Below are 13,086 nucleotides of genomic sequence, written 5' to 3'. Positions count from 1 at the left end.
TTATTTTATAACATTTCAGAAAATTAGATTGTAGACTTGAATGTAATAGTATATTCTATTCATATACTTATTATACTATAATTTAGGGAGGAGTACTATCTTGCAATATATAAAACAAGAAGGCAATACACTTTATATTTCTTTCGATTCACAAAACGAAAACATTACAGGACTATATGTAAAAAACAGCTTTAAATCTATTTTTTACAAATCAATTGATGAGTCTTTTAATTTTAAAATTGATTTAAATGAAGTATTAGACATCTTTAAAGAATTTAATGAAACTAAGATTTTCTTAACTTTGGGAGTGTTGGAAAATAAGCGCAAGAAACAAAAAAATATAGAAGTTGCTAATGAGCATACATCTATTTATAATTTGGAGAAAATTTCAGATGGTGTCAATACAATTTATCCATATATTACTAAAAATGGATTTTTACATTTCACTATGACGAATTACACTCCGTTAAAAGCATTTTTTTCAAGACGACATATTGATAAACTGAAATTCAATAATCATCAGGCGTTAATAAAAGGTCAATTCTCTATTATTAACTCTACAATTCAAAAAACTAGTCTTGTTTTGACAACACGTTTTACTGATAGGGAATCAGAAGTCTATTTACCAAGTACTATAGATAGTAAAAATAACAATACCTCTACATTTAATTTCTCCGTTGATATATACAACGAGTTAATAAAATTCATGAAGCATTCATTTATCATTGGAGATGTTATTGATATCTATTTAAAAATTGATATTCAAGAATCGTTTGTACCTTTAAAAATAAAAATAGGAAATCCGAGAATTTTAATAGAACGTTTTCTAAAGGGTGAAATTATTACGGATTATCAAAATGATATTATATCTATTACTCCTTACTTTACTATGAAAGGTCGAAATCTTTCATTTAGAATTAACAGATATACAATAGATAGCTATCTAACTTATATCGAAAATTTTAAAAAAACTAACATGAAATTGCCTTTCCAAAAAAATCGTCCAAAAGTTTGGGTTATTGGGGAAAAATCTTATAAAGCTCAAGATAATGGTTTTCACTTTTTTAAATATATGCGGATACATCATCCAGAATTACCTGTGTATTATATTATAGAAGAAGATTCTAGCGAAGCCCAAAATGTTCTTCCTTTTGGTAATGTCATTTATTACAAATCCCCAGAACATTTCAACATTATGTTACAAGCCGATTATATATGTACAACACACCATCCAGAATTAATATTTCCTACCAATAGTGCAGTTTATACAAAAAAAATTAAAGCTACTAGAGTGTTTTTACAACACGGTGTGTTAGGTGCTAAAAATTTATCAAATATCAATGGTAACCAACTGAAAGATTTCAATGTAGATCTTTTTATCACAAGTTCTGAGAGAGAAAAGCAGATTGTTGTTAGAGATTTGAAATTTGATAGTGGTCAAGTTACTGTGACAGGTTTAGCTCGTTTTGACAATCTTTTTAATCCAAAAGTTACAATTAAAAATCAAATTTTAATCATTCCAACATGGAGAGATTGGTTAATCAACTGGGAACAGATAGTAGATTCAGAATATCTAGAAAGAATAAATCAATTATTAAATAGCCCTAATATTAAAAATATCGTGGATAATGGAAGTGAAGTTATTTTCTGCTTACATCCTAATATGCAACCTTTCATTCAATTGTTTAATGTTCCATCGTATATTACAAGCGTTAAACAGGGCGACATCGATGTTCAAAAACTAATCCAAGAAAGTAAATTAATGATAACAGATTATTCAAGTGTTGCTTTTGACTTTAGCTTTTTAAATAAACCAGTAATTTATTATCAATTTGATAAAGATAGATTTTTAGGTAAGCAACCTTCACATCTTGATATAGAAAATGAATTGCCCGGTACTATAGTTAATAATCAATAAGATTTAGAAGCACAATTAAAAAAGATGATTATGAATAATTATCAAATCGATAAAAATGTTGAAATGAAAGCAAATCAGTTCATCAAATATCGTGATCAATACAACAGTCAAAGGATATTTGATGCTGTTCAAAATTACAAAACAACTAATCGATTAAAGAGTAAATTAAAATATGATATTTTATCTCAACATTTATTCAAACGCTTTAGGAAGAGTAAGAAATATTTTAACGTAATGGATAAATATAACTCAGCTATTTCCAAGGTAGTTCCAGTTAAAAAAGACCTGATTGTGTTTGAAAGTAACGTAGGTAAGTCTGTAAGCGATAGCCCAAAAGCTATTTACGATAAATTAAAAGAATATAGTGACGCTTACCAAATTATATGGGTGAGTAATCAACAATTTCCATTTAATGATCCTAATGTTACAACGGTAAAGCGTTTATCACCAGAATATTTTCATTATTTATCCCGTGCAAAATACTGGGTGAATAACCAGAACTTTCCGCATTATATTACAAAACCTAAAGATACAATATATATCCAGACATGGCATGGCACACCACTTAAGAAAATGCTAAATGATGTTGAAAGTTTTGAAGGTAGAGACGCTAACTATAAAAACCGTGTTAATAATGCAATTAAACATTGGGATTATCTAGTTTCACCAAGCCCATACGCATCTAGATGTTTCAGATCAGCCTTTGAATTTCACAAAGAAATATTAGAAGTTGGTTATCCACGAAATGATATATTTTACAATAAAGATATAGCATATATTAATAATAAAAAGGAAAAAATCAAACAACGTTTAGGTATTCAAGATGAACGTAAAATCATTCTATACGCACCAACTTTCCGTGACGATGAAATTAATAAAGCTAAAAAACATATCATTAACTTACAAATTGATTTACAACAGATGAAAGAACAACTTAGTGAAGATTATATTTTAATTCTAAGACCACATATTATTATTAGTAACGCTTTACAGTTAGATAGTTCTTTAGATGATTTTGTGATTAACGGCAATAAATATAATGATATCAGTGATTTATTCTTAATAACCGATATTTGTATCACTGATTATTCTTCCGTAATGTTTGATTTCGCTAATACAAAAAAACCTATGCTATTCTTTACTTATGATTTAGAACACTATAAAAATAGTTTACGCGGATTTTATTTTGATTTTGAAAATGAAGCTCCTGGGCCTCTTATAAAAACAAATGAATCATTAATAAAATCTATTAAAAACATTGAACAAATTCAGCAAAAATATCAAATGAGGTATGAAAAATTTTATGATAAGTTTTGTTCATATGAAAATGGAACAGCTGCTCAAATTATTGTTCATAAATTTTTCAAATAGTATAGAAGTACCCTTTTAAATAAAACAAGCATAAACCATCTTAAAGATGATTTATGCTTGTTTTTATTTTTCTATTTCGATACCTTCAATGTTTTTAATTAACTCCCATTTTTCTAATAAGTCTTCTTCATATTCAATATTGATAGAATCATAAGAATTAGTTTATTTTAAGCCTCGTATCTCATCAAATAATTTTTAATTATTAATAACACTTTTTTTATTTTTCATTTATATCTTCTTAAAATCAAAATTCATAGGCTTGTCTCTTAAAAATTTTAGGAAACAAATCTTTGAAATATTACAATAAACCAAAGTACAATTTTTGGGGTTCAGTACAAACCCTTTTAAGCAGTCTTTCTTTCCTATAATCAAAATAACACTTTGTTTATTCAGAGAGGTTATCCTCTTTTGCTAATACTTTTGGTTTATACTGTTATCCTTTTTCTCTTCAGCTGTATCTTTGTGTTGTACTTCTATTGGCTGTTCATTATCTTCTTTTTGATTAGTATCTTTAGAATCTTCGCTTACGAAACATTCCCACGCAATAAATTGAGTGGAGATTATTATCTATTTTCTCTCAAGACTCATAGAAAAGACATTAAGTAGTATAAAGATTTAAAAAATCAAGAACAGACTTAGATAGAATTAAACAAATTTAATGTACTTTCTATGTCAAAGTATTCATTATAGTTTTGAAATCACCTTTTTATTTGGTTCGCTTTTAGATATATAAGGAATAACTTGTATGTCGTTATCACCACATATTCCAAATTTTTAATAGTTTCTATTTGTCTTCCATAATACATTTTAGGTATGACAAATATTAAAATAGATTGGCTTTCTAGAGGATGATATAAACATTATTCATTTTTTGAATCAAATTTTTTATAAAAACTAGTAATAGTTGGATATTGATAAAAAGAAATCTGCATTTGTTCAAAAACATCATTCCTTTATAATTCATAGATAATCTTTTATTAAAATCATGAAACATCATTTTTATTATGTTTTACTATGTCCATTAAGACTATGTTTTTTTGCATTCCTCCACGCTATGATGTTATAATACACTTAACAAGGAAACTAGCATGGATACACCAATCCCCTCACTACTCGCAATAGTGAGGGGATTTTTTGGTGTGGCTAGTCGCCTATTTATCATCGCGCTTGCGTAGCCAACGTGTAAATAACGCGATAATACAACCACTGATGACTGTGCCCGTGATCTGAACAAGGATTTCTAGCATAGATTAGCACCTCCTCTCTACGTCAAATAGACGCCTGAGAGATAGGCGACGTCATTATTATATCATCTGAGTTACTAATCATACCCTTCAATATCACCGTTTTCAGCATGTAAATGTATGTGTGATTCTCCTTATTTCGAACTTTCTTTAATTTCTTTGAGTTTTCCTCAAAAGCATGGTTGTTAAGTAAAACTATTTTATCTTGTTTCACACAACTGTCATAATAATATAAAATACATTATTAATTAAATTTTGAAAATTATTAATGAGGTGGTAATGAATTATGAAACGGATATCAAAACTAGGCTCTAACAATCAACATGAAGTCGATTTACAAATGAGACATGTGACTATTAAAATCAGTGCCATATATAAATTATTCTATCAATTAAATGATCTTTTATTAGGAATCATATTTTTGATTGGTAGTTTTTTCTTTTTTAACGAGAGCACAACTTTTTACGGCACAATATTATTTGTAATAGGTAGTATTCAAATGTTAATACGTCCCATTATTTCTATAATACATGACATACATATTAATAAAGTAATGGAAAATGAGAAAGAGTGAATATGATAGTTATGTAGTTTCAAAGAATTTATGATGATAATCAAAAGTGGTGTGACGTACTTGTATTTCATCTTTGGCAAGATGAATCCCTAAAAGGGACGCTCATTTAGAAAATTGATTAAAAGAAATTGAGGAGTTATATCATCAAGAAAGTGACACAAAAATGAAGCGAAAAAATACATTTTTAGAATATCAAAAAATTTAATTGAACAAAAGATTATAGATCACGGACTTCAAACATTAGAAGAAAAATTTAAATTGTTGGAAAACGATTAAGTGAACCAGAGAATTGTTAAATCAATTCGTCAAAACAAAAAATCATCACTCCTGTAGCCATTGCTTTAACGTTTGCTAGACTTAGAATTGATGATAAAGGTAAATTCTATAATTATGACAAATCATTATATGAAGGCGCCCATATAACTAAAGTACCTAAAATAGGTGAGTTGCTCATGTTAATATCGGGATACCTTAAAATAAAAAGACACCATTACAATATTACGTAAATCAGAAGTTAATTTTTTATAATTTCAATGTTAAAATAAAAAATATCTTTATAAAATCAGTTGTTGTATATGATAAAATTAGAAAATTATTAACTAGTAATGGATTATAAGGTATAGATAATCAAACAGATGAACTGAGGGGAACTCTTTTTGAATAATTAAAAGATCAGGTTTAGGAGTGGAAAAAAGAAGTCAGCATGACAGAATTATTTTTTGATTTAATATTTGTTTATATTTTATCTACGATTAATCAGACTGCAGAAGGCATTTCACATAATTTAATGTCTTTAGAAGAACTAGGAAAAAGCTTCATGCTTTTTCTCGTCTTTTTTTCTATATGGGTTTACCGTACTCTTTTAGTTAATAGGTTCTTCAATCAAAAATGGTATCAATACATCTTTGTATTTATAGATATGTATTTAATCGTTATATTGTCTAAAGCTATAAATAGCGATTTTCAACAAACATTTCTTCCATTTGTTTTAATGTCAGCCTTGGTATATCTAAGTGTTTTTATACAATACTTTATTAATTATAAATTTACCAATACGCGAATAGATATGAAATTGGTTAAAGTGTATACGATTGGTTTATTATTAACAATTATTCTTTCTATAATATCTATAATGTTGCCGGCACCGATTAATTTTGTCGTGTATTTTATAGGGATTTTTATCGTAGCAGTCTTTCCATTACTCTTTTATAAAACTTCATATCGTAACCCTATATTTTTTAACCATTTGACTGAACGATTAAGCTTATTAGTGATTTTATTATTTGGTGAAGGTCTAGTTTTATTAATACAAAATATTGAATTAGCCCATTTAAATATTTTATATGTATTATGTTTCGCCTTTATTACGTGCTTATTTGTTATATATGTTCATCATTATAAATCAACAGATAAAAACACAACAAACAAAACAGGATTTACAACAATTTATGTACATTTATTATTAATATTTTCATTAGATATGATGTTTTTAATAATGAATAAACAGTTATCTAATGAACAACTGAATATATCTGAAATATATGGATTCATACTATTCTTAGTTTTATTTATAGCCAGTATATTAACAAATATAGGCTTGCATAAGCATAAAGCATAAATTATCCTTTTTATTTTTCTTGTTATAGTTCTTTAACTTTATAGAAAAAATATGAGTCATTTATTTTACAACTTATGGCAGTGGTTTTATTTTGGAAACCTTCCTACAACAAAAAACAGGGCAGACGTATATACTAAGAAAACTATTTTCTAGTGAGAGGTATTGGAAAAATCAATTTTATAAAATTGAGAATTATAGGGTGATAAATATTAAAACTAAACTTTTTAAAGCAATTAAAGATGCTATGATTATTATTTTCATTATTCTTTTAATAACTACATTATTGGACTATATGAATTTAAATATTCATCTTAATCAATTCGGTAATAAGATTGGTAATTTGGGGTTAATAAATATCTATGAAAATAAAAATTTAAATGGTTTGTTATCTTTAGGTTTCATATTAGCTGGTTTATCTTTTATTTATGATATGTTTTTTAAAAAAGCAAAAACAGAAGTTGAAGAAAATGGACGGAAAACTGAAAAGAATATCTTTTATAAAAAGAGTGTGCATTTGCACACTCTTTTCTTGCGCATTTGATAAAATTTTAATTCAATTACATTTTATGAAAGTTGAGACGCTATGAGAAGCATTATTTGCATTCATAGATATTAAATCAAGATAATTTTTTTAACATTTGTTGAATCAAAGGACGTCCTTAATGCATACATTTTTTCGCAACTTGAATCACTTATGCTTGTCGACTTTTTATTTTCAATAACTAAAAACGATTAAGCTTTCCCAATTATAAATAATGCAATTTTTTTAGCTAATGTTTCCTTCTCTGCCGTATTATTACTATCAACTAACTGTAATGCACCTTCATGAATCATTTGTGCAAAAATAGGAACAAATATGACTTTTTCTCTATCTGCATAATTGTCGTTCAGGCTCTCTGATAAAACAAGTTTCAATTCTCTTAATATTTTTTCTCTCATTTGAGGTAATGCTAACCCAGCATAGCTGCTTCTGCATTCAATATTAGGTTCTTTATAAAAATCATGAACTGCTAAAATGAGTTGGCTTATATTTTCTTGATTAAAAGTCATATCAAATGAGATATAGTTTTTAATAGAAACTGTAGCAAAATCCTCCATAATATAGTCTATTAGATCATATTTATCTTCAAAGTGCGCATAAAACGTAGCTCTGTTTACTTGAGCACCTTTTGTGATATCTGCTATTGTTATTTTCTCAAAATCTTTTTTATTAACCAAACTAAAAAAGGCATTAATTAATGACTGTTTCGTATGTGTCATTCTCAAATTTTTTACTTTTTCTGCCATTTGAAACACTTCCTCAATGATTTAAAAGTTTTGTTGTTATAGCAACATTTAAGTATAGTTTGTTGATTGTTAAATCATTTTACTGACTGTATATTTTATTTATAGCAACGTTTTGTTGCTTTAATATATCACAAACAAGGAGCTGCTTAAATGAAGACGTTTGTTATTGTAGGCGCAGGTACTGGTTTAGGACTATCACTAGCTAAAAAGTTTGGTTCTGAAGGATTTAGAGTAGCAGCTATATCTCGAAATACTGAAAAATTAGAAGTTATTCAAGAAAACCTGAGTAACTTAAACATTGAGGTGAAAACTTTTACAGCTGACATTACAGACTTGGAAGCATTAAAACAATCTATCCAAGCAATTAAAGTTGAATTCGGTTCTATAGATGTCATAGAGTTTAGCCCTTATGCAAAAGAAGATAGCTTTACAAATATATTAGAAACTACACCAGAGAGTATATCAGAAATGTCAAAAACTTATCTATTCCCATCAATTCAGTTAGTTAACGAAGTTTTACCAGATATGATAAATAAAGGAAGTGGATCAATCCTATTTACAACAGGTGTATCTACAATATTCCCGTTACCCTTTGCTGGAAATGCTGGCATTATAGGAGCTGGATTGCGTAATTATGCTGAAAATCTTTACAATGAGCTGGAAGATAAAGAGATAATCGTAAGACATCTTGCAATAGGAACATTGATAGAACCTGGAACAATAGGTGATCCAGATTCTATTGCAGAGGCCTGGTATGATTTATACAAAGAAAAAGGGAAATTTGAAGAAACCTTTCCAAAAGGCATAAAAAAATTTGATGTTTCCTAAATAGTGTATCGCACTTAAATCATTTTGCATTCCTACTCACTATGATGTTATAATATAAACAACAAATAGAGTGTTTACATGGTGAACATCGAGCCCGATAACTACGGACATAGTTATCGGGCTCTTTTTGGTGTATTTGGTTATGTCGCCGTCGGATTATTTATCACGCTTATTTAACCAATGTGAAAACAACGTGACTATAACGCCTACTATAATAGGCGCTATAAGTACTACAAATAGAGTGTTAAACATGGTGTCACCTCCTTCCATGTTAGTTAAAACACAGAAGTAGAACGACGACTTCATTATTATATCATTGGTAAATATGTAAGCACATCTACTTCCCACAAGTTGAATGATGCTAGTAAAGTAAGGGATAAATGAAGCAATAACAGAAATATATATACAAGAGCAAGAAAAAACATGATAAAAATACATAAATCAAGTGTTAAAGAATATAAGGGTGCATATAAGTGTTATTAAAGTAAGTCAAATACCACTTAAGAGCCCTAGCCACTAAAGCAGACTTATAGCCCAAAAGAAAACCACCCGTGAAACAGGTGGTTTTAATTTTATAATAATTAAAATACATCGCGCTTATTGTGCACATTCATATGGGTTGAAGTCCAATGGCATTGGTGTAGCAAAACCTAACATGACAAAGTCTTCATCACCGGTGTTAGTCATGCCGTGCGCATCTCCTGGGAATGAAACGAATATATCTCCGGCTTTAATGGGTTTTTGTTCATTATCATTTGTGAAAAATGTTCCTTCGCCTTGTAGTACAATCCAAACATCATCTGCATCTTTATGTGTGTGACAAGGTAATGATTGTCCTGGTTTAAGACACCAAACCGCACCAGCTGAATGTCGCGTTTCATAAAATATGGTTTTTTTCGCTGCATCGTCAGAAAAATGTTGTAACTCATTTATTTTAAAAAAGCGATTGGATGTTTGTGACATATTTCTCACTCCTATCAGTTTACAATATAGTTTGGTTGTTCACCGCTCAGTTGCTTAACTACGTTAGATGCTGCAATATCAGCCATCATGTCTCTTGCTTCAAATGTTGCATTGCCAATATGTGGTGTGATAACTACGTTTTTCATTGATTTCAGTGCTTCAGTAATTTTCGGTTCAAACTCAAACACATCAAGTGCTGCACCTTCAATAATACCTTCTTCTAGGGCTTTTACTAATTCTTCTTCATAAACAATTGGACCTCTTGATGCGTTGATTAAATATGAAGTTGGTTTCATTTTTTTGATCGCATTATAGTCAATCATGTGCTTTAACTTTTCATTATATGCACAGTTTAAAGTTACAAAGTCTGAACGTTTTAAAAGTTCGTCTTGTGAAACATATTCTGCATTTAATTCAGCTTCTTTATCTTCATAACGTTTAGGACCTGAATAAAGCACATTCATATCAAAACCTTTAGCACGTCTTGCAACGGCAGTACCAATTTCACCTAATCCAATAATACCAATTGTTTTACCAGATACTTCACGTCCTCTAAAGAATAACGGTGACCAACCGTTAAATCCTTCATTACGGCAAAGTTGATCTCCTTCAGGAATACGTCTTGCAACAGCAAGTAAAATACCCATTGTTAACTCTGCAGTTGAATTGGTTGAAGCAATGGGTGTGTTTGTCACATTGATATCGTGTTCACGCGCAGCTTCAATATCAATATTATTAAAACCAGCACCATAGTTAGCTATGATTTTTAATTTTGGTGCAGTTTCAATAACTTTTCGGCTCACGTTAGTAGATAATAAAGTGATTAATGCATCAACATCTTTAATTTTTTCTATTAATAATGCTTCGGAAATTAGCGTTTCACCAGTGTACATATCTACATCAAAATGTTGTTCTAGTTGATTAAGCCCGGCTTCTGGGATAGCACCTGCGATAAAAATCTTCTTCATAAAAATCGTCTCCTCCTATTATGTGAAAACATTCACAATTTTTAATTTAAGTTTAGCATTATTTGGTGTTTTGGGTATGTAAAAAGTGCCAAAGTATGATGTGTATTTTGTGAGATATGGACAAACTGCATTTGTACGTAGAAAAGTGTCGAAAGTTGATTGAATTTCAAGTGAAAATATAATAATTCATTTTTATATAAGTGTTGAGTGCAAGTATTAGTATATTTATGGAAAACCCTTACATTTTAGTGTAATATTATACTAAGAGGTGATTGGTATGGTGAATATAAAAAAAGACCGTATGAAAATATATGTGTTGGATAATAGGCGAATGAAAATGGATAAAAATTTAATGATTGCAAATTCAAACCAAGCGACATTAGATAGTCCAAATAAAGAAAATGAACTACATGAATTTCCTATTTATACCGTTTTTATAGATCATCCTGATGCTAAGATATTATTTGATACTGCTTGTAATCCGAATTCAATGGGCGAGGAAGGACGATGGATTAATGCAACACAAAAAGCGTTCCCTTATTTTTCTGATGAATCATGTCACTTACCAAATAGATTAGAGCAATTAGGTGTCGATCCTAAAGATGTGGATATAGTTGTAGCTTCCCATTTACATCTTGATCATGCTGGTTGTTTAGAGTATTTTACTAATGCGACTGTAATTGTTCACGATGATGAATTCAGTGGTGCAATGAAGTGCTATGCGCGTAATCAACAAGAAGGTGCGTACATTTGGAGTGATATCGATGCTTGGATTAAAAGTGATTTGACTTGGCAAACTATAGCGCGAGATCAAGCACATCTAAACCTTGTAGATGGTGTGAAAGTACTTAACTTTGGTAGTGGACATGCCTGGGGAATGATTGGTTTGGAAATTGAAACTGAAGAGTTAGGAACACTCATCTTAGCCTCTGATGCTATTTACACACAAGAAAGTATGGAACCTAAATTACAACCACCTGGTATTCTTTATGATTCAGTTGGTTGGGCAAATTCAGTGGAATATATTAAGCGCCTTGCTCAAGAAAAGAATGCAGAGATTTGGTTTGGCCATGATGGTAACCAATTTGAATCTTTTAGAAAGTCTACGGATGGTTATTATGAGTAAAGGATGTGTGAAGCAATGAAAACAAAAGCTGCAGTATTATATGAAATGGGTGTTGAAGGGCCATATGAAAAAAAGAAGCCTTTAAAAATAGAAACTTTAAACCTTGATGCCCCTAAACAAAATGAAGTGCTAATTAAAATTCATGCCGCGGGTTTATGTCACTCTGATTTGTCAGTGATTAATGGTAGTCGTCCAAGACCAATGCCTATGGCTCTTGGCCATGAAGCTGCAGGTGAAATTATAGAACTAGGTGAAGGTGTTAGTGATTTTGAAGTTGGAGATCACGTTGTCTGTACTTTTATCCCTAGTTGCGGTAAATGTATACCATGTCGTGAAGGAAGACCTGCATTATGTGAAAATGGTGCAGCTTCCAATGAGAAAGGTGAGATGATAGAAGGTGGGTTCCGACTATCTAAAGAAAAAGATGTCATACATCATCATTTAGGTGTTTCTGGATTTTCAGAATATGCTGTTGTCTCAGAAAATTCAATAGTTAAAATAGATCCAGAAATTCCTTATGAAAGAGCAGCAGTGTTTGGTTGTGCTGTCATTACAGGCATAGGTGCTGTTATAAATACAGCTCAGATTAGACCGGGGAGTAACGTAGCGGTAGTGGGTCTTGGTGGCATTGGACTCAATGCTATAATAGGTGCGAGACTGGCTGGTGCTAATGAGATTATTGCTTTAGATATTAACGAAGATAAATTTGAAATTGCTAAAACTTTAGGTGCAACAGCAGTGTTTAACTCAAGTGATGAAAATGTGATTGATGATGTTAAAACATATGTAACAGGTGGCGCTGAATACGTGTTTGAAACAGCAGGTGTAGTACCTGCAATGCAAGTAGCATACGCGATAACAAAACGGGGTGGTTCAACAGTGACCACAGGTTTACCTGATCCAAAAGCAGAATTTTCATTTCCACAAGTAACGTTAGCTGCTGAAGAGAGGACGATTAAAGGTTCATATGTTGGAAGTTGTGTTCCTGATCGTGATATACCAAGATTCGTGAGCTTATATCGTCAAAACAGACTTAATATTGATCCATTAATCAGTGATGTCATCTCATTAGATCAGATTAATAAAGGTTTTGATCAGTTAGCAAATGGCGATGCCGGTAGAATTATTATCAAAATGTCTTAATTAATAATTCAAAATATATAAAACAAAGGTTAAGTTGCGCGTAAAA

Annotated in this window: 13 protein-coding genes; 8 read left to right on the top strand and 5 right to left on the bottom strand. The window is 30.2% G+C overall.

Features of this window, described 5'->3' with window-relative positions; translation table 11 throughout:
• Positions 1–100: 100 nt before the first annotated feature.
• Both KA830_RS13860 and KA830_RS13855 read left to right on the top strand, forming a co-directional pair.
• Positions 101–1,918 (top strand): CDP-glycerol glycerophosphotransferase family protein, encoded by a 1,818-nt coding sequence (locus KA830_RS13860; protein WP_348634552.1) that lies wholly within the window; start codon positions 101–103, stop codon positions 1,916–1,918.
• Between the two features lie 30 nt (positions 1,919–1,948).
• Positions 1,949–3,289 (top strand): CDP-glycerol glycerophosphotransferase family protein, encoded by a 1,341-nt coding sequence (locus KA830_RS13855; RefSeq protein WP_348634551.1) that lies wholly within the window; start codon positions 1,949–1,951, stop codon positions 3,287–3,289.
• 1,151 nt (positions 3,290–4,440) lie between these two features.
• Here the strand turns inward: KA830_RS13855 and KA830_RS09955 are convergent.
• A complete protein-coding gene (locus tag KA830_RS09955) occupies positions 4,441–4,536 on the bottom strand; it encodes a type I toxin-antitoxin system Fst family toxin (protein ID WP_107523788.1) in 96 nt (31 codons plus the stop codon).
• 337 nt (positions 4,537–4,873) lie between these two features.
• Between KA830_RS09955 and KA830_RS09950 the strand changes: the two genes are divergently transcribed.
• The 3 genes from KA830_RS09950 (at position 4,874) to KA830_RS09940 (ending at position 7,266) form a co-directional block, all read left to right on the top strand.
• The gene (locus KA830_RS09950) at positions 4,874–5,107 is read left to right on the top strand and encodes a YrhK family protein (protein WP_187345541.1); all 234 of its coding nucleotides are present in this window, start codon (positions 4,874–4,876) and stop codon (positions 5,105–5,107) included.
• Positions 5,108–5,810: 703 nt separating this feature from the next.
• Positions 5,811–6,725, top strand: coding sequence for a low temperature requirement protein A (locus KA830_RS09945; protein WP_204179821.1), 915 nt, complete (start codon positions 5,811–5,813; stop codon positions 6,723–6,725).
• Between the two features lie 199 nt (positions 6,726–6,924).
• Positions 6,925–7,266, top strand: a complete 342-nt coding sequence (locus KA830_RS09940; protein WP_204179883.1) for a preprotein translocase subunit SecY — start codon at positions 6,925–6,927, stop codon at positions 7,264–7,266.
• Between the two features lie 191 nt (positions 7,267–7,457).
• Here the strand turns inward: KA830_RS09940 and KA830_RS09935 are convergent, their stop codons facing one another.
• Complete coding sequence (locus KA830_RS09935; protein WP_204179820.1) at positions 7,458–8,012, bottom strand: TetR/AcrR family transcriptional regulator; 555 nt, start codon at positions 8,010–8,012, stop codon at positions 7,458–7,460.
• 150 nt (positions 8,013–8,162) lie between these two features.
• Here KA830_RS09935 and KA830_RS09930 point away from each other — a divergent pair, with 150 nt between their 5' ends.
• The gene (locus tag KA830_RS09930; protein WP_105873926.1) at positions 8,163–8,840 is read left to right on the top strand and encodes an SDR family NAD(P)-dependent oxidoreductase; all 678 of its coding nucleotides are present in this window, start codon (positions 8,163–8,165) and stop codon (positions 8,838–8,840) included.
• Between the two features lie 156 nt (positions 8,841–8,996).
• Here KA830_RS09930 and KA830_RS09925 read toward each other — a convergent pair whose 3' ends face one another.
• The 3 genes from KA830_RS09925 to KA830_RS09915 all read right to left on the bottom strand — a co-directional run bounded on the left by KA830_RS09925 (position 8,997) and on the right by KA830_RS09915 (position 10,771).
• A complete protein-coding gene (locus tag KA830_RS09925; RefSeq protein WP_107526155.1) occupies positions 8,997–9,092 on the bottom strand; it encodes a type I toxin-antitoxin system Fst family toxin in 96 nt (31 codons plus the stop codon).
• A gap of 345 nt (positions 9,093–9,437) precedes the next feature.
• On the bottom strand, positions 9,438–9,803 hold the full coding sequence (locus tag KA830_RS09920) for a cupin domain-containing protein (RefSeq protein ID WP_046206904.1): 366 nt from the start codon (positions 9,801–9,803) through the stop codon (positions 9,438–9,440).
• 14 nt (positions 9,804–9,817) lie between these two features.
• Positions 9,818–10,771, bottom strand: a complete 954-nt coding sequence (locus tag KA830_RS09915; RefSeq protein ID WP_204179819.1) for an NAD(P)-dependent oxidoreductase — start codon at positions 10,769–10,771, stop codon at positions 9,818–9,820.
• A 277-nt stretch (positions 10,772–11,048) separates the two neighbouring features.
• Between KA830_RS09915 and ahlS the strand changes: the two genes are divergently transcribed.
• Together ahlS and KA830_RS09905 are read left to right on the top strand one after the other, a co-directional pair.
• Positions 11,049–11,897: an AhlS family quorum-quenching N-acyl homoserine lactonase gene (gene ahlS, locus KA830_RS09910; protein ID WP_210134216.1), complete on the top strand. Its 849-nt coding sequence runs from the start codon at positions 11,049–11,051 to the stop codon at positions 11,895–11,897.
• A 15-nt stretch (positions 11,898–11,912) separates the two neighbouring features.
• Positions 11,913–13,040, top strand: a complete 1,128-nt coding sequence (locus KA830_RS09905) for a zinc-dependent alcohol dehydrogenase family protein (RefSeq protein ID WP_204179817.1) — start codon at positions 11,913–11,915, stop codon at positions 13,038–13,040.
• The last annotated feature ends 46 nt before the right edge of the window (positions 13,041–13,086 follow it).

The sequence above is a fragment of the Staphylococcus sp. GDY8P119P genome (genome assembly GCF_017892075.1).
Lineage (GTDB): Bacteria > Bacillota > Bacilli > Staphylococcales > Staphylococcaceae > Staphylococcus > Staphylococcus ureilyticus.
The sequence above is the reverse complement of the archived record's forward strand: the minus strand, read 5'-3'. Positions and strand labels throughout refer to the sequence as shown.

Bases quoted from the DNA above. Each gene is read 5' to 3' on its own strand.
- KA830_RS13855 (WP_348634551.1), top strand. From the start codon at position 1,949: ATGAATAATTATCAAATCGATAAAAATGTTGAAATGAAAGCAAATCAG.
- KA830_RS09955 (WP_107523788.1), bottom strand. From the start codon at position 4,536: ATGCTAGAAATCCTTGTTCAGATCACGGGCACAGTCATCAGTGGTTGT.
- KA830_RS09950 (WP_187345541.1), top strand. From the start codon at position 4,874: ATGAGACATGTGACTATTAAAATCAGTGCCATATATAAATTATTCTAT.
- KA830_RS09945 (WP_204179821.1), top strand. From the start codon at position 5,811: ATGACAGAATTATTTTTTGATTTAATATTTGTTTATATTTTATCTACG.
- KA830_RS09935 (WP_204179820.1), bottom strand. From the start codon at position 8,012: ATGGCAGAAAAAGTAAAAAATTTGAGAATGACACATACGAAACAGTCA.
- KA830_RS09930 (WP_105873926.1), top strand. From the start codon at position 8,163: ATGAAGACGTTTGTTATTGTAGGCGCAGGTACTGGTTTAGGACTATCA.
- KA830_RS09925 (WP_107526155.1), bottom strand. From the start codon at position 9,092: ATGTTTAACACTCTATTTGTAGTACTTATAGCGCCTATTATAGTAGGC.
- KA830_RS09920 (WP_046206904.1), bottom strand. From the start codon at position 9,803: ATGTCACAAACATCCAATCGCTTTTTTAAAATAAATGAGTTACAACAT.
- KA830_RS09915 (WP_204179819.1), bottom strand. From the start codon at position 10,771: ATGAAGAAGATTTTTATCGCAGGTGCTATCCCAGAAGCCGGGCTTAAT.
- ahlS (WP_210134216.1), top strand. From the start codon at position 11,049: ATGGTGAATATAAAAAAAGACCGTATGAAAATATATGTGTTGGATAAT.
- KA830_RS09905 (WP_204179817.1), top strand. From the start codon at position 11,913: ATGAAAACAAAAGCTGCAGTATTATATGAAATGGGTGTTGAAGGGCCA.